20 protein-coding genes are annotated in these 18,491 nt (G+C 64.2%); 12 read left to right on the forward strand and 8 right to left on the reverse strand.

The window, feature by feature from the left end; all coding sequences use genetic code 11:
- Positions 1-4: 4 nt before the first annotated feature.
- Genes ACFJI2_RS27420 through ACFJI2_RS27430 form a run of 3 tightly spaced genes read right to left on the reverse strand, consistent with a single transcriptional unit; the run spans position 5 to position 3,688 of the window.
- Positions 5-901, reverse strand: coding sequence for a branched-chain amino acid ABC transporter permease (locus tag ACFJI2_RS27420; protein WP_181259867.1), 897 nt, complete (start codon positions 899-901; stop codon positions 5-7).
- 16 nt (positions 902-917) lie between these two features.
- A complete protein-coding gene (locus tag ACFJI2_RS27425; RefSeq protein ID WP_107869672.1) occupies positions 918-1,730 on the reverse strand; it encodes an ABC transporter ATP-binding protein in 813 nt (270 codons plus the stop codon).
- Positions 1,731-1,744: 14 nt separating this feature from the next.
- Positions 1,745-3,688 (reverse strand): AMP-binding protein, encoded by a 1,944-nt coding sequence (locus ACFJI2_RS27430; RefSeq protein ID WP_377702691.1) that lies wholly within the window; start codon positions 3,686-3,688, stop codon positions 1,745-1,747.
- A 147-nt stretch (positions 3,689-3,835) separates the two neighbouring features.
- Between ACFJI2_RS27430 and ACFJI2_RS27435 the strand changes: the two genes are divergently transcribed.
- The 8 genes from ACFJI2_RS27435 to ACFJI2_RS27470 all read left to right on the forward strand — a co-directional run bounded on the left by ACFJI2_RS27435 (position 3,836) and on the right by ACFJI2_RS27470 (position 9,811).
- Complete coding sequence (locus ACFJI2_RS27435) at positions 3,836-4,531, forward strand: Crp/Fnr family transcriptional regulator (RefSeq protein WP_377702692.1); 696 nt, start codon at positions 3,836-3,838, stop codon at positions 4,529-4,531.
- 234 nt (positions 4,532-4,765) lie between these two features.
- Positions 4,766-4,969: a hypothetical protein gene (locus ACFJI2_RS27440; RefSeq protein ID WP_377702693.1), complete on the forward strand. Its 204-nt coding sequence runs from the start codon at positions 4,766-4,768 to the stop codon at positions 4,967-4,969.
- A 61-nt stretch (positions 4,970-5,030) separates the two neighbouring features.
- On the forward strand, positions 5,031-6,845 hold the full coding sequence (locus tag ACFJI2_RS27445) for an aminopeptidase P family protein (protein WP_377702694.1): 1,815 nt from the start codon (positions 5,031-5,033) through the stop codon (positions 6,843-6,845).
- Positions 6,842-7,108, forward strand: coding sequence for a hypothetical protein (locus ACFJI2_RS27450; RefSeq protein WP_056400700.1), 267 nt, complete (start codon positions 6,842-6,844; stop codon positions 7,106-7,108). Before ACFJI2_RS27445 ends, ACFJI2_RS27450 begins: the two co-directional genes overlap by 4 nt.
- Positions 7,109-7,121: 13 nt before the next feature.
- Positions 7,122-7,874, forward strand: a complete 753-nt coding sequence (locus ACFJI2_RS27455) for an MgtC/SapB family protein (protein ID WP_377702695.1) — start codon at positions 7,122-7,124, stop codon at positions 7,872-7,874.
- A 9-nt stretch (positions 7,875-7,883) separates the two neighbouring features.
- On the forward strand, positions 7,884-8,471 hold the full coding sequence (locus ACFJI2_RS27460; RefSeq protein WP_377702697.1) for a DUF924 family protein: 588 nt from the start codon (positions 7,884-7,886) through the stop codon (positions 8,469-8,471).
- Complete coding sequence (locus tag ACFJI2_RS27465) at positions 8,471-9,322, forward strand: Rossmann-like and DUF2520 domain-containing protein (RefSeq protein ID WP_377702698.1); 852 nt, start codon at positions 8,471-8,473, stop codon at positions 9,320-9,322. The genes ACFJI2_RS27460 and ACFJI2_RS27465 overlap by 1 nt, the downstream gene beginning before the upstream one ends.
- A gap of 126 nt (positions 9,323-9,448) precedes the next feature.
- Positions 9,449-9,811: a hypothetical protein gene (locus ACFJI2_RS27470; protein WP_377702699.1), complete on the forward strand. Its 363-nt coding sequence runs from the start codon at positions 9,449-9,451 to the stop codon at positions 9,809-9,811.
- Here the strand turns inward: ACFJI2_RS27470 and ACFJI2_RS27475 are convergent.
- Positions 9,808-10,392, reverse strand: a complete 585-nt coding sequence (locus ACFJI2_RS27475) for a molybdopterin-dependent oxidoreductase (RefSeq protein ID WP_377702700.1) — start codon at positions 10,390-10,392, stop codon at positions 9,808-9,810. The genes ACFJI2_RS27470 and ACFJI2_RS27475 overlap by 4 nt on opposite strands.
- Before the next feature lie 18 nt (positions 10,393-10,410).
- On the opposite strand from ACFJI2_RS27475, the gene ACFJI2_RS27480 reads away from it, so the two are divergent.
- Complete coding sequence (locus ACFJI2_RS27480; protein ID WP_377702701.1) at positions 10,411-11,013, forward strand: alpha-ketoglutarate-dependent dioxygenase AlkB family protein; 603 nt, start codon at positions 10,411-10,413, stop codon at positions 11,011-11,013.
- Positions 11,014-11,215: 202 nt separating this feature from the next.
- Complete coding sequence (locus ACFJI2_RS27485) at positions 11,216-11,809, forward strand: outer membrane beta-barrel protein (RefSeq protein WP_107869683.1); 594 nt, start codon at positions 11,216-11,218, stop codon at positions 11,807-11,809.
- 146 nt (positions 11,810-11,955) lie between these two features.
- Here ACFJI2_RS27485 and ACFJI2_RS27490 read toward each other — a convergent pair whose 3' ends face one another.
- From ACFJI2_RS27490 to rarD, 4 genes are all read right to left on the reverse strand, one after another.
- Positions 11,956-12,429 carry a DUF6265 family protein gene (locus ACFJI2_RS27490; protein WP_377702702.1) on the reverse strand — a complete coding sequence of 158 codons (474 nt, stop codon included), beginning with the start codon at positions 12,427-12,429 and terminating at the stop codon, positions 11,956-11,958.
- 53 nt (positions 12,430-12,482) lie between these two features.
- Positions 12,483-14,150, reverse strand: a complete 1,668-nt coding sequence (gene ettA, locus ACFJI2_RS27495; RefSeq protein WP_132133919.1) for an energy-dependent translational throttle protein EttA — start codon at positions 14,148-14,150, stop codon at positions 12,483-12,485.
- Between the two features lie 99 nt (positions 14,151-14,249).
- Positions 14,250-14,570 (reverse strand): DUF5710 domain-containing protein, encoded by a 321-nt coding sequence (locus tag ACFJI2_RS27500; RefSeq protein ID WP_377702703.1) that lies wholly within the window; start codon positions 14,568-14,570, stop codon positions 14,250-14,252.
- Positions 14,571-14,610: 40 nt separating this feature from the next.
- Positions 14,611-15,516: an EamA family transporter RarD gene (gene rarD / locus ACFJI2_RS27505; protein WP_377702704.1), complete on the reverse strand. Its 906-nt coding sequence runs from the start codon at positions 15,514-15,516 to the stop codon at positions 14,611-14,613.
- Between the two features lie 175 nt (positions 15,517-15,691).
- On the opposite strand from rarD, the gene ACFJI2_RS27510 reads away from it, so the two are divergent.
- Together ACFJI2_RS27510 and ACFJI2_RS27515 are read left to right on the forward strand one after the other, a co-directional pair.
- Positions 15,692-17,569, forward strand: a complete 1,878-nt coding sequence (locus tag ACFJI2_RS27510; protein WP_377702705.1) for a potassium transporter Kup — start codon at positions 15,692-15,694, stop codon at positions 17,567-17,569.
- A gap of 116 nt (positions 17,570-17,685) precedes the next feature.
- Positions 17,686-18,489, forward strand: coding sequence for an FKBP-type peptidyl-prolyl cis-trans isomerase (locus ACFJI2_RS27515; protein WP_377702706.1), 804 nt, complete (start codon positions 17,686-17,688; stop codon positions 18,487-18,489).
- The last annotated feature ends 2 nt before the right edge of the window (positions 18,490-18,491 follow it).

An 18,491-nucleotide genomic window follows, 5' to 3' on the forward strand; every position in this document is an offset into this window, starting at 1 on the left:
CCTCTCAAATCCTGCGGATGATTTTTTCGCCGAACAGGCCCTCGGGCCGTACCAGCAGGAACAGCAGGGCCAGCACGTAAGGGAACCAGCCCTCGATACCGCCGCCCACCATGGGGCCGATGTAGACCTCCGCCAGCTTCTCGGAGGCGCCGATAATCAGGCCGCCGACAATCGCGCCCGGCACCGAGGTGAAGCCGCCCAGGATCAGCACCGGCAGGGCTTTCAGCGCGATGAAGGTGAGCGCGAACTGCACGCCATTGCGCGCACCCCACAGCAGGCCCGCAACCAGCGCCACCATGCCCGCCACCGCCCACAGGATGCCCCAGATGCGCTGCAGCGGTATGCCCACCGCCAGCGCGGCCTGGTGGTCGTCCGCCACGGCGCGCAGCGCGCGGCCCACCTTGGTCCTGGAGAACACCAGCGACAGGATCAGCACCATCACGCCGCACACCATGGCCGCCGTCACGTCGAACTGCGAGACGATGATGTTGAACTTATCCATCAGGAACTGCAGCGGCACGTCCTCGATCGGCAGTTCCAGCCGGTGCACCTGCGAACCCCACATCAGCTGCGCCAGCCCTTCGATGAAGAAGGCCAGGCCGATGGTGGCCATGAACAGCGTGATCTCCGGCTGGTTCACCAGCGGCCGCAGCACCACGCGTTCGATCAGCAGGCCGAGGATGATCATGGCCACCACCGTGGCCGGTATCGCCAGCCACAGCGAGAAGCCGAACTTGTCCATCAGGCCCACGCAGGTGAGCGCGGCGAAGAACACCATGGCGCCCTGGGCGAAGTTGAATACGCCGGAAGCCTTGTAGATCAGCACGAAGCCGATTGCCACCAGCGCGTACATCACGCCGGAGAGCAGGCCGCCGATCAGCACTTCAAAGAAAAAACTGATGTTCATGGTGCGCCCCTTAATGCGTGCCGAGATAAGCGTTGATCACGTCCTGGTTGCTGCGCACCTCGTCCGGCGTGCCGTCGCCGATCTTCTTGCCGTAGTCCAGCACCACCACGCGGTCCGAGATATCCATCACCACGCCCATGTCGTGCTCGATCAGCACGATGGTGGTGCCGAACTGGTCGTTCACGTCGAGGATGAAGCGGCACATGTCCTGCTTTTCCTCCACGTTCATGCCGGCCATGGGTTCGTCCAGCAGCAGGATTTCTGGCTCGGCGGCCAGCGCCCGGCCCAGCTCCACGCGCTTTTGCAGGCCGTAGGGCAGGCGGCCCACCGGCGTCTTGCGGATGGCCTGGATCTCCAGGAAGTCGATGATTTCCTCGGCCTTCACGCGGTGCGCGATTTCTTCGCGCCGCGCCGGTCCCCAGTACAGGGCCTGCATCAGGAAGTTGGACTTCATCTTCAGGTTGCGGCCGGTCATGATGTTGTCCAGCACCGTCATGCCCTTGAACAGCGCGATGTTCTGGAAGGTGCGCGCAATGCCGGACTTGGCGGCCGCGTAGCAGTCCATGCCCTTGCGCTGCTGGCCCTTGTGGATGATGGCGCCTTGCTGCGGGCGGTACACGCCGTTGATCACGTTCAGCATCGAGCTCTTGCCCGCGCCGTTGGGACCGATGATGGCGCGGATTTCATGCTGGCGCACGTCGAAGGAGATATTGGTGAGCGCCTTCACGCCGCCGAAGGACAGCGAAATATTCTGCAGGTCCAGGATCACGGGGCCGATGCGCCGCGTGGCGCGCAGCAGCGCGTCGGGTTCGTTCATTTGCATGGCTGTCTCCTCGATCACGCGGCTTTCCCGATCACGGGATAGGTTTTGCTGTCCTGTATGCGCAGGTCGGCAGCCGCCGTGCCCACGCGGCCGTCCTCGAATTTCACTTGCGTCTCGATGTACTGCGAAGGCTTGCCGCTGTACAGCGCATCGATCAGCACCGCGTACTTCTCGGCCACGAACTTGCGGCGCACCTTGCGGGTGCGGGTCAGCTCATCGTCGTCCGGGTCCAGCTCCTTGTGCAGCACCAGGAAGCGCGTGATCTGCGTATTGCCCATCAGCGCTTCGGTGGCCAGGTCGGCGTTGACCTTCTCGATGCACTCCTGCACCAGTTCGTAGGTCTGCGGCAGGCCGGCCAGGTCGGTGTAGCCCGAGTAGGCGATGCCGCGCCGCTCGGCCCAGTTGCCCACCGCTTCCATGTCGATGTTGATGAAGGCGCACACGTCGTCGCGCTCGTGGCCGAAAGCCACCGCCTCCTTGATGAAGGGGAAGAACTTCAGCTTGTTCTCGATGTAGTTCGGCGCGAAGATGGTGCCGCACTTCATCTTGCCCACGTCGGCCGCGCGGTCGATGATCTTCAGGTGGCCTTCGCTGTCGAACACGCCGGCGTCGCCGGTATGGAAATAGCCTTCCTCGTCCAGCGCTTCGGCGGTGGCGTCGGGGCGCTTGTAATAGCAGTGCATGGTGGAGGCGGACTTCACCAGCACCTCGCCGTTGGAGGCCAGCTTCACTTCCACGCCGGGAGCGGGCAGGCCCACGCTGTCGAACTTGATGTTGCGGTCCGGCTGCAAACAGATGTAGGCGCAGGTTTCGGTGGAGCCGTAGAACTGCTTCAGGTTCACGCCGATGGAGCGGTAAAAGCGGAACAGGTCCGGGCCGATGGCGGCGCCCGCCGTGTAGGCCACGCGCACGCGCGACATGCCCAGCACGTTTTTCAGCGGACCGTACACGAACAGGCGGCCCAGCGCGTACTTGATGCGGTCGCCCATGGGCACGGGCTTGCCGTCCAGGATATCGGCGCCGCTGCGGCGCGCCACGTCCATAAAGTAGTGGAACATGCGCTGCTTGAAGGCGCCCGCGTCTTCCATGCGTATCATCACCGTGGTCAGCATGTTCTCGAACACGCGCGGCGGGGCGAAGTAGAAGGTGGGGCCGATTTCGCGCATGTCCGTCATCACCGTATCGCCCGATTCCGGGCAGTTCACGGTGAAGCCGGCCACCATCGCCTGCGCCACCGAGAACAGGCAGTCGCCCACCCAGGCCATGGGCAGGTAGGACAGCACGTTTTCGTCGTCGGTGAGCTTCTCGAAGGTCACGCCGCCTACGCCGGCCTCGATAAAGGCCGCGTGCGTCTGGCACACGCCTTTCGGGCGGCCGGTGGTGCCGGAGGTGTACAGGATGATGGCGGTGTCGCTGGCTTTGCCGGCCTGCACGGCCGCGTCGAAGAAGCCGGGGTTGGCCTTGTCGTAGGCGCGGCCCAGTTCCTGCAGCTTGGCGAAGGAGATCAGCTCCTTGTGCGTGTAGTGGCGCATGCCGCGTTCGTCGTCGTACGCGATATGCTCGATGTGGGGATAGAGTTCAGCCAGCTCGTGCAGCTTGTCGACCTGCTCCTGGTCTTCCACGATGGCGTAGCGGATTTCAGCGTTCTCCAGCACGTAGGCCATGTCGGCGGCCGGCGCGTCCTGGTAGAGCGGCACCGGCACGCCGCCCAGGCATTGCGCGGCCAGCATGGACCAGTACAGGCGCGGGCGGTTGTCGCCGATGATGGCCAGGTTCATGCCGCGCTCGAAGCCGAGCGAGGCCAGGCCGCAGGCGAGGGCGCGCACCTCCTCGTTCACCTGGCTCCAGGTCCAGGTCTGCCAGATGCCCAAATACTTTTCGCGGAACGCGGGCTTGTGCGCTCTCACTTTCCCATGCTCTATCAGCCGGCGGGGGAATGTCTCCAGATCTGTCTGCACCGTTGTCTCCTTCGTGGCTCGTGAGAGCGAGGGGTATACTATTGTCTGGTTCAGTGCCTTTTTTGTGTGATGATAGTAGCTCGCGTTTTGCCAGCGCGTTGTCTTTTCGGTGACAATTCACTCATATTTTGACGTTGCTATGCAACAATGACAAACAACCAACCGACCCTCAAGGAAGCGCTGCGGTCCGCCATCTGGGCGCAGGCGCTCACGCCCGAGCAAATGGCCCGGGTAGAAGCCGACACTTACGAGACGTTCGTGCCGAAAGGGGGCTTCGTGTGCCGTAAAGGCGAGGAAGTCGACAACTGGGTGGGCATCATCGCCGGCATGGTGAAGATGAATAATTTCTCTCCTTCGGGCAAAAGCGTCACCTTCACCGGCGTGCCGCCCGGCGGCTGGTTCGGCGAAGGTTCATTGCTGAAGAAGGAGCCGCGCAAATACGACGCCATGGCGCTGCGCGACAGCCGCATCGCGCGCATGCCGGCCGATACTTTTAACTGGTTGTTGGAAACGAGTCTACCGTTTACACGCTTTTTATTGATGCAGCTCAATGAGCGGCTGGGGCAGTTCATCGGCATGGTGGAAAACGACCGCTTGCTGGACATCGACACGCGCGTGGCGCGCTGCCTGGCGGGGCTGTTCAATTCGCTGCTGTATCCGGGGATCGAGAAGCTGGTGCAGATTTCGCAGGAAGAAATCGGCCTGCTGTCGGGCGCCTCGCGCCAGCGCGCCAACCAGGCTCTGCAGGTGCTGGAGAAGCAAGGCCTGCTGCGCCTGGACTACGGCGGCATCCGCATCCTCGACCTGGACGGCCTGCGCCGCTTCGAGACAAGCGAAGATTAGCACCAGGGCGGCCGCCCGCGCTGGCCCGCATTGTCAGTTGACAACAGCAAGGTTTGCGCGCTGCGCGCCGCTGGGTGTGTTAGTGGCATAACACTGCGTCGCAAGCAGTTGGTATAAGCTGTGGGGTATCACTCACCTGTTGCAGGAGGGAATAGCATGGATACCCTGGGACGCCGGCTCGGCGAAATGTTGGTGTTGCGCGGCGCTGCGGCGGCCGTGGCACGATGGGGGGTGATGCGCGTCGTTGGCGTGGCCGGCTTGGCGCTGGCGGGCTATTATCTGCTCACGCACAAGAAAGACGACCAGACCCGGCTGCTCCCCGCGCCGGACATGGCTGGCCGCACGGCGTCCGGCGGCTGGCCCGGCGAAGACCGCCGCCGCGCCCCGGAACTGGAGGCCGGGGTAACCTATCCGGGAGAGCGCCGCACCTTGCATTGAGGGACACATCAAAGCTTGCTGCGGGGTATGATAGAGCCAAGTCGACTGCATCACTTTGCTCATGCCTAATTCAGATTTTTCTTCCGTCGCTGGCCGCCTTGCCGCTGTGCGCGCGGCCATGCGCGCCCACGGCATCGACGCCTGCATGGTGCCGTCCGCCGATCCGCATCTGTCCGAGTATTTGCCGCAGCGCTGGCAGGGCCGCGAGTGGCTGTCGGGCTTCACGGGCTCGGTCGGCACCTTCATCATCACCAGCGATTTCGCGGGCGTGTGGACCGATGCACGCTACTGGACCCAGGCCGAAGCGGAGCTGGCCGGCAGCACCGTGCAGCTGATGAAAATCCCATCCGGCGCCAGCGTGCAGTATGTGGACTGGCTGGCCGGGCATATGCAGCGTGGCCAGACCGTCGCGGTCGACGGCGCGGTGCTGGGCCTGGCCGTGGCGCGCTTGCTGGAGCAGGCGCTGGCGGCAGGCAACGTCACCCTGCGCACGGACCTCGACCTGCTTAACGAGGTCTGGCAGGATCGCCCCGGCCTGCCCACGGCCGAAGTCTACGAACTGCTGCCGCCCTACGCCACCAGGAGCCGCACGGACAAGCTGGCCGAGCTGCGCGCAGCGATGGCCGCACACGGCGCCAGCCGCCACGTCATTTCCACGCTGGACGATATCGCCTGGCTGTTCAACCTGCGCGGCGCGGACGTCAACTACAACCCCGTTTTCCTGGCGCACGCCCTCATCGATCCGGTAGGCGCCACATTATTTGTCGCCGACGGCAAGCTGCCGCCCGCGCTGCAGGCCACGCTCAGGAAGCAGGGCGTTCTCCTTGCGCCGTATGGCGAGTTCGCTTCCACCCTGGCCGCACTGGCGCCGGACGGCGCGGTGCTGCTGGACCCGCGCCGCGTCACCTACGGCACGCGCCGGGCGCTGCCGGCAGGCGTGGCAGTGGTCGAAGCGGTCAATCCGACCACGCTGGCCAAGTCCAGAAAAAACGACGCCGAAGCGGCGCACGTGCGCGCCACCATGGAGCAGGACGGCGCCGCGCTGTGCGAATTTTTCTGCTGGCTCGAGCAGACCCTGGCCAACCCTCAGCGCGCGCCGCTCACCGAGCTGGCCATCAACACGCACATCACGGCCGCGCGCGCGCGCCGCCCGAACTTTGTCAGCCCCAGTTTCGGCACCATCGCCGGCTTCAAGTCCAACGGCGCCATCATGCACTACCGCGCCACCGAGGCCAACCACGCGGTGATCGAGGGCGACGGCCTGCTGCTGATCGATTCCGGCGGCCAGTACCTGGGCGGCACCACCGACATCACGCGCGTGGTGCCGGTGGGCGCCATCACCGCCGAGCACAGGCGCGACTTCACGCTGGTGCTGAAAGGCATGATCGCGCTGTCCGCCACCACTTTCCCCAAAGGCACCAGGTCGCCCATGCTGGACGCCATTGCGCGCGCGCCGATCTGGCAGGCGGGCATCGATTTCGGCCACGGTACCGGCCACGGCGTGGGCTTCTTCCTGAATGTGCACGAAGGGCCGCAATCGATTTCGCCGTCGGCCATGCCAGAGCCGCACACGGCCATGGAAGCGGGCATGATCACTTCCATCGAACCGGGCATTTACCGGCCCGGCCGGTGGGGCATCCGCATCGAGAACCTGGTGCTGAACCAGCCGGCGGCCAGCACGGAGTTCGGCGAGTTCCTGCGCTTTGAAACCCTGACGCTGTGCCCCATCGACACGCGCTGCCTGGACCACGCGCTGCTGCGCGAGGACGAGCGCGCCTGGCTCAACGACTATCACGCCACGGTGCGCCAGCGCCTGGCCCCGCACCTGTCCGGCGACGCGCTGGACTGGCTGCATACCCGCACGGAGGCAGTATGAGTTCGGCCCGTTCCACCCGTGCCAGCAACGCGCTCGACCGTTTGAAAGAGCGCAGCGGCAACAAGCTGTACACCATGTCCCGCACCGGCAGCGGCCATTTCTTCCTCACCGCCGGCCCCGGCCAGCCGCCGCTGTGCCCGCCGATGGAACTGGACGAATTTGTTGCCTTCGTCAACGCGCAGGGGCCGCAGCAAGTGCGGCGCGTGAGCAAGCTGGATGTTGCGTTTGAAAAGCAGCTGACTAAGAAAACACCCGAAAAATAACCTGGGGACGGCCATGCCTTCCAACGCATTACTCGATGCCTACTGGTCCGCCAGCGAACTGGCGACCAACGGCCTCATCCTGCTCAACATCATCGGGGCTTTGCTGCTCGGCCTGCTGGTCGGCTATGAGCGTTCCTATCACGGCCGCGCGGCGGGCATGCGCACATACGGGCTGGTGTGCATGGCCTCGTGCGCGCTGACCGTGGTGTCCGGATATCCCGCGTTCTGGTACGGCGGCCACGTGGCGCACCTGGGCGGCGCGCTCGGCGCCGACCCCACGCGCGTGGTGCAGGGCATCGTCACCGGCATCGGCTTCCTGGGCGCGGGCGTCATCATGCGCGAAGGTTTCAACATCAGCGGGCTGACCACCGCCGCGTCGATCTGGGCCTCATCGGCCATCGGCGTGATGATAGGCCTGGGCTTCTATCTTGGCGCCATGGGGCTGGCTTTCCTGTGCTCGATGTCGATGATCTACCTGTCCAAGGTGGAAGCGTGGCTGCCGTCGCGCCACGCGGTGGCGCTGACCATGCGGTTTAACCAGGGCTATGTGCCCAACGAGGCCGCGCTGAGGGAAATCGCCCTCAAGCGCGGCTATGAAATCGCCGGCGGGTCGATGATGATCGCCAGCGACAAGGGCCGGCAGGAATGGCGTTTCGTCGCCATCGCATTGAGCAAGCGCTCCGGCGCCTCGATGTCGGAACTGGCGGCGGAAATGGCGCAATTCGACGGCCTGGAAGGCTTCCAGGTTTCCCACGCGCGTAACTGAGGTGAATAAATGGTGTCAGCGACAGCACAGGATGTACTCGATTTCTGGTTCCTGCCGATAGGGGCAAAGGGCCACAACACGCAGCGCCCGGAGTGGTTCCGCAAGGACGACGTCTTCGACGCGCAGATCCGCGCGCAGTTCGGCGAACTGGTGGAGCAGGCCTTGCAGGGTGGCTTGCGCCAGTGGGACGACGAGGGTACCCAAGGCACGCTGGCGCGCATCGTGGTGCTGGACCAGTTCACCCGCAACATCCACCGCGGCACGGCCCAGGCTTTCGCCGGCGACGCCCTGGCGCTGGAGGCGGCGCAGGCGCTGGACGATTCCGGCGCCAACCAGACCTTGCCGCCGGTGCAGCGCATGTTCGCCTACTTGCCGTTCGAGCACGCCGAGAACCTGTCGATGCAGCTGCGTTCCGTCGATCTGTTCGACATGCTGCGCGCCTCCGCTACGGGCTTTGAGAGCACGTTCGACTACGCCAGGCGCCATTACGACATCATCCGCCGCTTTGGCCGTTTTCCGCACCGCAACGCCATCCTCGGCCGCGCATCGACGGCGGAGGAGACAGAATTCCTGAAGCAGCCGGGATCGGGCTTCTGATGCACAGCCTGAGCGTGATCGGCGGCGGCCACGTGGGCCGCGCGCTGGGGCGGCTGTTCGCGCAAGCCGGCGCGCCGGGCCGCGCATCCGCAGCCGCGCCGTTTGAATTGCGCAGCGTGCTGGCGCGCTCGCTGGCGTCGGCGCAGCGCGCGGTGGACTTCATCGGCGCCGGCACGCCGGCCGCTGGCTACGCGGCGCTGCGCCCGGCCGATGTCTACATGCTCGCGGTGGGCGATGACCAGATCGTGCCCGCCTGCGCCGCGCTGGCGGCCGCCGTGCCGCTGCAAGGCGCCATCGTCTTCCACTGCAGCGGCGCGCTCGCCTCGGACCGCCTGCAAGCCGCGCGCGACGCGGGCGCTTATGTCGCCAGCGTCCACCCCATCCGCAGCTTTGCCGACCCCGAAGCGGTGGCTGCCGCTTTTGCGGGCACATTCTGCGGCATCGAGGGCGACCCGCCAGCGCTGGCCGTGCTGGAGCCAGCGCTGCTGGCCATCGGCGCGCGCCCGGTCGCCATCGATGCTGCCGCCAAGACCGTCTACCACGCCGCCGCCGTCTTTGCGAGCAACTACCTGACCACCGTGCTGGACGCCGCCTTGCGCGCCTACCAGGCCGCGGGCATCCCCGAAGCGACCGCGCGCGAACTGGCCCGGCCGCTGGTGACGGAAACCGTGGCCAATGTATTCCGCCTCGGCGCGGCGCCCGCTTTAAGCGGCCCGATCGCGCGCGGCGACATGGCCACGGTGGCGCGCCAGCAGCAGGCCGTTACGCAATGGGACGCGCCCACGGGCGAACTCTATCAGGCCCTGGTGGCGCCCACCGTGAGCCTGGCGCGCCGAAAGCACAACAAATAACGAGAGTTGCTCCTCTACACTTCCGATTTCCTTGTAAAACATCGGCAGAAGCAATAAGCTTAATTACTGGAAAACAAGAGCATGCCGGCCGAATGGCGCGGCGGCCAAAGCGATAGGGGCAAGACCATGTTATTTCTGAAAAGCACGTCCGTAACGAAGGCGCCAGGCATCTACGAAGTGGATATCGCCGCCAAACCGCCAGGCAAGACCTACGGCGTCTATCTGGCCACGGACCCGGACAATCCGCCGGCAGAAGTGCTGGCCGCACTGGCCGCAGCCGGCTTCCAGAATACCCACAGCTCCGGCTACACCCACAAAGACCGCGGCAAAGTGCTGGACCTGCATTTCCAGAAAGACGGCACCGACCTGTTCAAAGGCTGGAAGCCGGAAGAGAACGAAGCCAACATGGCCCAGATAAGCAAGATCTTCGCCGACGTCGGCATCACCGTCGCACCGCGCGTCATGTCGCTGGCCGAAGCCTACGCTTAAACGCCAGGCTGCACTTCAATGTGGTACAAGGCCCATGGGCAGGAACCGAAACGTTCCTGCACGGGCCTGCTTGCCATTTCAGGCACCTTGTCCGCGTCATACACCGCCCACAGCGGACCCAGGCCGCCCAGCGCCATCGGCGCGCCGTCCATCTGCGTCGCCACGATATAGCGCTGCGCGCGCGCCTGCGCCACGGTGACCGTGGCCGCGTAGCCGTCCACCGCGCGCAGCACGATCCTGCTGCTGTCCGCCAGCGTGGCGCCGGCCGCTTTCAGCACGTCCAGCAGCAGCGGGCCGCGCAGCGCGTGCACCTTGCCGTCGTACTCCAGCGTGGGCTTGATGGCGATGGCCGGCAGCGCGGACAGCTCGGCGAAGTCGAAGGCATGCGCCTTGTCGAAGCTCAGCTTCTGCTTGTGCATCATCTGGTCGCGCACTGGCTCGAAAGGGCCGCGGTTGGGCTTGGAAATGGCGCCGGTCACGGTCAGCAGGGCGGGGCCGCGCGCGGCGGCGGCGTGGGCGGGTGTGACGGCGGGCAGCGTGGCCGCTGCGGCCAGCGTGCCGAGAAAGAGTCGTTTTTTCATGCGGGTATGATAACGGGTATGGACCTTTTTTCCGAGCATTCCGGCGTGCTGGACGCCATCCCCATCGAAGACGGCGAGCTGTATTTCATGCGCTGCCTGCCCTTGCGGCAGGACAGCGCGGCCGTGCTGGCGCAGCTGCTGGCGGAAACGGACTGGCGCGCCGAATCCATCACCCTGTGGGGCAAGCAGATGCAGCAGCCGCGCCTGACGGCGTGGCACGGCGAGGCGCGCTACACCTATTCCGGCATGACCCTGGAGCCGCAGCCGTTCACGCCGCTGCAGCTGGAAATCAAGCAGGCCGTGGAGCAGGCCAGCGGGCAGCGCTTCAACAGCGTGCTGCTCAACTATTACCGCGACGGCCAGGACAGCATGGGCTTCCATAGCGACGACGAGAAAGAGCTGGGCCGCAACCCGGTCATCGCCTCGGTCAGCTTCGGCGCGCCGCGCACCTTCATCCTCAAGCACAAGCGCTTGCCGAAAACCGTCAAGCTGGCGCTGGGCAACGGCAGCCTGCTGGTGATGGCTGGCGCATTGCAACACCACTGGCGGCACGGCATCAACAAGGAAAAATCCGCGGCCGGCCCGCGTGTCAACCTCACCTTCCGCAAAATCCTGCCTTAAGCACTTCCTTAAGGTCTTCTTAAGCTAAGTTCGGCCATTTTGAGGCGATCTTCGTCGTTTCAAGGGTGATTACATCTTCTCACAATTCTTACGGAATCCGGTAACCCGTAGCGGGTTTGCCAATGCTATCGTTACTACATCGCGATTCAAAAGAAATTGCGATCCCAAAGCAAGTCCAACTTTTTGCTGAAAGATCACTAACATGAAAAAAATTCTGTTCGCACTCATTACTTCCGCTACCGCCCTCGGCGGCATCTCTGCAGCCCAGGCTGCTGAACCGGGCACCGGCTACGTCGGCGCAGGTGTTGTGGCTAGCCAGCACAAGTACAACCTGTCCAACGACACCAGCAACGGCGACCGCAAGAGCGATGAATGGTCCGGCAAAATCTACGGCGGCTACCAGATCGACAAGACCTGGGCGGTTGAAGCGGGTTACACCGACTTCGGCAGCTCCAACTACACGTACTCGGTCGGCACCAACAATGGCGCCATCGACAGCAAATCGCATTCCTTCTACGTAGCAGGCAAGGGCAGCATCCCGATCAACGACCAGTTCTCCGCCTTCGGCAAACTGGGCGTGGCCTACAACAAGAATGACGTGCACGGCACCGGCCTGGCCGCGCCGTACGCCATTGGCGACAGCAACCGCACCAATCTGTACGCGTCTGTGGGCGCCGAGTATGCGATCAACCAGAAAGTGTCGCTGTCGCTCGAGTACGAGCACTACGGCAAGAACGATATCGACCAGGGCCGCAAGAAAGGCGCAGTCACCCTGGGCGCGCGCTACAACTTCTAAGCTGAATCTTTAAGCTGAGTCTGGCTTAGTTGCCGATCGAGGCCGGGCGCGACAGCCGCATCCTTGCGATGCTTATGTCCTTGTGCCCGCCTCCCAAGTTTTAAATTGCTTCAACCTGCTTCAAACCTGTTTTCTCCTCCCCTTTTTTATTTCCCCTCGCAGCTTACGCGCTGCATGGGGAAATCTTTTCCTCTCGCCTTGCCGTTCATATTGCCCTCGATGCGGGCTTGCAGCTTGTCGCCGTCGCGCTTGTAGATGATGCGCTGGGGGAAGTCATGCTGGGGGTTCTCGAATACCGCGCTACTGCCTTCCAGGCTGGCCAGCTTGAACGACGCTTCCGGTTGGCCGTTGGGCTTGGCCACGTAGGCCAGCTGGCCATCCACTTCGCGGATCTGCAGGAATTCCCAGGCCGTGGTCTTGCCGTTCTTGACCGTGCGGCTCATGCCCAGCAGCGTGCCGCCGGCCGGCGCCATCCACTGTTCGCTTGAGCCAGCTTCGGCGCCGGCGGCGGCCCAGCAGCCGGCCAGCCAGCCCAGCTGGCCGATGGCGTCCGCATTGAGCGGCGCGGCGCCGGCGCTGCCGGCGATCAGGGTTGCTGCTGCGGCGATTGCTCTTTTCATTTTTGTCTCCCTGAAATAAAAAAGGCACGGTCGATACCGTGCCTTTTGCAGTGTTACGTGGTCAGAGGCTTGTAGCGGATGCGCTTCGGCTTGGCGCCTTCTTCACCCAGGCGCTTCTTCTTGTCGGCTTCATATTCCTGGTAGTTGCCGTCGAAGAAGGTCACTTGCGAATTGCCCTCAAAGGCCAGGATGTGGGTCGCGATACGGTCCAGGAACCAGCGATCGTGCGAGATCACCATCACCGAGCCGGCGAATTCCAGCAGTGCGTCTTCCAGCGCGCGCAGGGTTTCCACGTCCAGGTCGTTGGACGGTTCGTCCAGCAGCAGGACGTTGCCGCCCATCAGCAGGGTCTTCGCCAGGTGCAGGCGCCCGCGCTCACCGCCGGACAGGTTGCCGACGATCTTTTGCTGGTCGCCGCCCTTGAAGTTGAAGCGGCCCAGGTAGGCGCGCGACGGCATTTCAAAGCGGCCCACGCTCAGCATGTCGGCGCCGCCGGTCACGTCTTCGAACACGGTCTTCGAATCGGACAGCGCGTCGCGGTGCTGATCGACAATGGACACCTTGGCGGTCTTGCCGATGACGACTTCGCCGCTGTCCGGCGTTTCTTTGCCGGTGATCATCTTGAACAAGGTCGATTTACCGGCACCGTTGGGGCCGATAATGCCGACGATGGCGCCGGCAGGGATGGTGAAGCTCAGGTTGTCGATCAGCATGCGGTCGCCGAAGGACTTGGAGACGTTCTTGAACTCGATCACCTCATTGCCCAGGCGCTCGGCCACGGGAATGAAGATCTCCTGCGTCTCGTTGCGCTTCTGGTATTCGTGTTCGCTCAACTCGTTGAAGCGGGCCATGCGGGCCTTGGACTTGGCCTGACGCGCCTTCGGATTCTGGCGCGACCATTCCAGTTCCTTCTGCAGCGCCTTCTGGCGTGCCGATTCGGTCGCTTCTTCCTGCTTCAGGCGGGCCTGCTTCTGGTCCAGCCAGGAGCTGTAGTTGCCTTTCCATGGGATGCCGCTGCCGCGGTCCAGTTCCAAGATCCATTCGGCGGCGTTGTCCAGGAAGTAGCGATCGTGGGTGATGCCGACCACGGTGCCGGGGAAGCGCACCAGGAACTGCTCCAGCCATTCCACCGATTCCGCGTCCAGGTGGTTGGTTGGTTCGTCGAGCAGCAGCATGTCCGGCTTGGACAGCAGCAGCTTGCACAGCGCCACGCGGCGCTTTTCACCGCCGGACAGCACGCTAATCTGCTGGTCCCATGGCGGCAGGCGCAGCGCGTCGGCCGCCATTTCCAGCTGCAGGTTCAGGTTACCGCCGTCGGACGACGAGATGATCGCTTCCAGGCGCGCCTGTTCGGCGGCCAGCGCGTCGAAGTCCGCGTCTTCCTCGGCGTAGGCGGCGTACACGGCGTCCAGCTTGGCTTGCGCCTCGAACGCTTCGCCCAGGCCGGATTCCACTTCCTGGCGCACGGTTTTTTCAGGGTCCAGCTGCGGTTCCTGCGGCAGGTAGCCGATGTTCAGGCCCGGCATCGGGCGCGCTTCGCCCTGGATGTCGGTGTCGATGCCGGCCATAATTTTCAGCAAGGTCGATTTACCGGAGCCGTTCAGGCCCAGCACGCCGATCTTCGCGCCCGGGAAGAAGGACAGCGAAATATCTTTGAGGATCTGGCGCTTGGGCGGGACGATTTTGCCCACGCGGTTCATGGTATAGACGTAGTTTGCCATTAGGAAATTCTCGATATGTTACGAAGGTCAACAAGGATACGCCAAACGCCTGATTCCAGCTAGTTTCGGCTGGCTTGGGAAGGCGTCAGCCGTCAGGCGTCAGGCGGTCCAGCGGGAAAACGGCGCGGCGTCCACGCCGGCGGGCACGTACCATTTGCGGCGTTTCGGGTCCCAGCGCGCACCCAGCTGCTTGGCCTCGTCCTTCTCCGCGAATGGCACGTTCAGCACCGTCACCGCCCGCCCGGACTGGCCGGACTGCCCGGCGCGCGGCGCCGGCGCATCCGCCGCCGGCAGCACAACGGCGGGCGCGCTGGCCTCCACCATGGAGCCGTCGGCGCGGACTTCCATCCATTTCACGCTGCCGTCCTCGAGGACGGTGCTCATCTTGTACGGCGGATCAAACGGCGGTGTGGTGCTCATGTTCTGGCTGTGCTCCTGTGCGTGAACGGCTGGACGCACATTATATGGTGCGCGCAGCGGCAGCGGCAGCGGCAGCGGTGCGGCGCGTGGTCCACAAGCCTTCGGCCATGTACAGCCCCAGCGCGCTCCAGATCACGATGAAGCCGGCCAGCCGCTCCGGCGAAAACGATTCATGGAACAGCCACACGCCCAGCAGCATCTGCATGGTGGGCGACAGATATTGCAGCATGCCCAGCACCGCCATCGGAATGCGGCGCGCGCCGGCGGCGAACATGAGCAGCGGTATCGCGGTGATGGGGCCGGCCGCCGCCAGCAGCCAGCGCGTGCTGTCGTGCGGCGAATTGATGAAGGTGTTCTGGCCGTGCACGGACAGCCACACCACATAGGCCAGCGCCAGCGGGAACAGGATGATGGTCTCGAACGACAGCCCTTCCAGCGCGGCCAGCGCCGCCGTCTTGCGCAGCAGGCCGTAGCCGCCGAAGGTGATGCCGAGGATGAGCGCGATGTAGGGCGGCTGGCCCGCCTGCCAGGTCAGCCAGGCCACGCCGCAGGCCGCGATGCCGATCGCGATCCATTGGCCGCGCCGCATCTTTTCCTTCAGCACGAGCAGCCCCAGCAGCACATTGACCAGGGGATTGATGAAATAGCCCAGGCTGGCGTCGATCACGTGGCCGTTGTTGACCGCCCAGATATAGACGAACCAGTTAGCCGTCAGCAATATTGCACTTGCAACAAAACTGGCCACCACGCGCGGCTTGCGCAGCACCTCGGGCAGCCAGCGCCACTGGCCGCGCGCGGTCAGCACCAGGGCCAGGAACAGCAGCGACCACAGCATGCGGTGCGCCAGGATTTCGATCGGCGGCACCTCGCCGATGGCGTGGAAATACAGCGGGAACAAGCCCCAGCAGAAAAAGGCCAGGACGGCGTACAGAATGCCTGTGTTCATGGTGTCGGAGGGAAATCAGCGGCGGGTCTGCCATTATCCTGGAAAACGCTGTGTTCCGCTGACGGCGGTAGAATGGACGGCCAAAACAGCGGAGCCGGGCCATGCCAGAATGCACTTGCAAATTGACCATAGTTGGCCTATTGTGCAACGCACCAGAACAAACTCAGGTGCAATCTTGACGTCGGAACATAAGAAAAGCAGCCTCGTCGCACTGACGCTAGCTGCCGTCGGCATCGTCTATGGCGATATCGGCACCAGCCCCCTGTACACACTCAAAACCATCTTCGACCCGGAGCACGGGCTCGCACTGAACACCCCCAACCTGCTCGGCATCATCTCCCTGATCTTCTGGGGGCTGACCATGATCGTGTCGCTCAAATATGTCAGCCTGGTGCTGCGCGCGGACAACCGCGGCGAGGGCGGCATCATGGCGCTGATGGCGCTGGCGCTCAACTCGGTCAGCAAGCGCTCCGGCTGGCACGGTCCGCTGCTGCTGCTGGGCGTGTTCGGCGCCACCATGTTCTATGGCGACAGCGTGGTCACCCCCGCCATTTCGGTGCTGGGCGCCATCGAAGGCCTGGAAGTGGCCGCGCCCGCACTGGAGCAGTACGTGGTGCCGCTGACCATCATCGTGCTGGTGTCGCTGTACGCGGTGCAGCGCCACGGCACCGCCGGCATCGGCCGCTGGTTCGGCCCCGTGATGGTGGTGTGGTTCGCCACGCTGGCCGTCATGGGCGTGATCAACATCGTGCAGGCGCCGCAGATCCTGGCCGCGCTCAATCCGCTGCACGCCTTCCGCTTCATGCTGGAGAATAAATACAGCGGCTTCGTGGCGCTGGGCGCCGTGGTGCTGGCCTTCACCGGCGCCGAGGCGCTGTATGCCGACATGGGCCACTTCGGCAAGAAGCCGATCCGCGCGGCCTGGTTCCTGATCACCTTCCCGGCGCTGGCGCTGAACTACCTGGGCCAGGGCGCGCTGCTGATCGCCCGCCCGGACGCCATCTCCAACCCTTTCTTCCAGCAGCTGGGCAGCTGGAGCGTGTACCCGCTGGTGGTGCTGTCCACCATGGCGGCGGTGATCGCCTCCCAGGCCACCATTTCCGGCACCTTTTCCATGACCAAGCAGGCCATCGCCCTGGGGCTGCTGCCGCGCATGCGCGTGATGCACACCTCCGAGAGCGAAATCGGCCAGATCTACATCCCGGCCGTGAACTGGCTGCAGCTGGTGGTGGTGCTGATCGCCGTGGTGGGCTTCGGTTCGTCCGACAAGCTGGCCGGCGCCTACGGCATCGCCGTCACGGCCACCATGCTGTGCACCACGGTGCTGACCTTCTTCGTCATCCGCTACCGCTGGCACCTGCCGCTGGCGCTGTGCTTCGCCGCCACCGGCTTCTTCATCGCCATCGACATCATGCTGTTCTCGGCCTCCACGCTGAAACTGCTGCACGGCGGCTGGTTCCCGCTGCTGCTGGGCACCGTGCTGCTGACCATCATGCTGACCTGGCGCGAAGGCCGCGACCTGGTGTTCAAGAACCTGGAAAAGCACGCCATCCCGCTGGAAGCCTTCCTGTCCTCGCTGTTCATGGCGCCGCCGGCGCGCGTGTTCGGCACCGCCATCTTCCTGCGCGGCGAGAGCGACGGCGTGCCGCACGCGCTGCTGCACAACCTGTCGCACAACAAGGTGCTGCACGAGCGCGTGGTGTTCATCACCGTGCATATCGTGGAGGAACCATGGGTGGCGCCCGAGGAGCAGGTCAAGATCGTGGACCTGGGCCACCAGTGCTACCAGGTCAATGTGCACTACGGCTTCAAGGACGAACCGGACATCCCGAACGTGCTGTCGCTGTGCGGCAAGCACGGCCTGGAGTTCGAGATGATGGAAACCTCCTTCTTCATCGCCCGCCAGACCGTCATTTCCACCCCGGGCGCCGGCATGGCGTCCTGGCGCGAGCACCTGTTCGTCACCATGTCGCGCAACGCGCGCGCGGCCGCGGATTATTACCAGATTCCGCCCAACCGGGTAATCGAACTGGGTACGCAGGTGGAAATTTGAGACACAGAATTTGTAACTGAATGTTCTGCCTGAAAGGGCGCTGCGGCAGTCTGCTACACTTCTGCTCCGACAGCGCCCGCAGGGCCAGTTACATGTCCAACAATACAAAGGTAATCATGAAATCGATGTTCCAACTGATCGCGTCGCTCGCTTGCGTCGCGGCGCTGACCGCCTGCGGCGCGCCTGCCAGCACCAACAAAGCTGAAGACCTGCCGCCGCAGCCGGCCTACCTGAAAACCGAGCTGGCCGCCGGCAGCGGCGACCAGGTCGTCGCCAACGACCTGGTGCAGGTGACCTATTCGACCTTCCTGTACGACTCCACCAAGCCCAATTCGCGCGGCGCCCAGGTGGACGGCTCGCCGTCGGCGATCTACGCCATCGGCACCGGCCGCTGGCTGCCGGGTGCGGACCAGGGCGTGATCGGCATGCGCAAGGGCGGCACCGTGCAGCTGGTGCTGCCGTCCAACCTGGCCTACGGCGTGTACACGTACAAAAACCCGGCTTTCACCACCGGCGTGGCGGCCAACACCCCGGTCGTGATGGAAATTACGGTACTGGGCATCAGCAAGCCGTCGCCCTCGGCGCAAGTCACCATCATCGACAAGACCATCGGCACCGGCGCAGAGGTATCGGCCACCAAGACCCTGGTCGTGCACTACACCGGCTGGGTCTACGACAAGACCGCCGCCGACCAGCACGGCACTAAGTTCGACAGCTCGGTCGACAAGGGCACGCCATTCGAGTTCACGCTGAGCAGCAGCGTCATCGAAGGCTGGAAACGCGGCGTGGTCGGCATGAAAGTGGGCGGCAAGCGCACCCTGATCATCCCGCCCGAACTGGGCTACGGCTTCACCGCGCAGACCAATATCCCGGCCGGCTCCACGCTGATCTTCGATATTGAATTGCTGAGCATCAAGTAAGC

It is taken from the genome of Pseudoduganella sp. UC29_71, from assembly GCF_042693265.1.
Classification (GTDB): domain Bacteria; phylum Pseudomonadota; class Gammaproteobacteria; order Burkholderiales; family Burkholderiaceae_D; genus Rugamonas.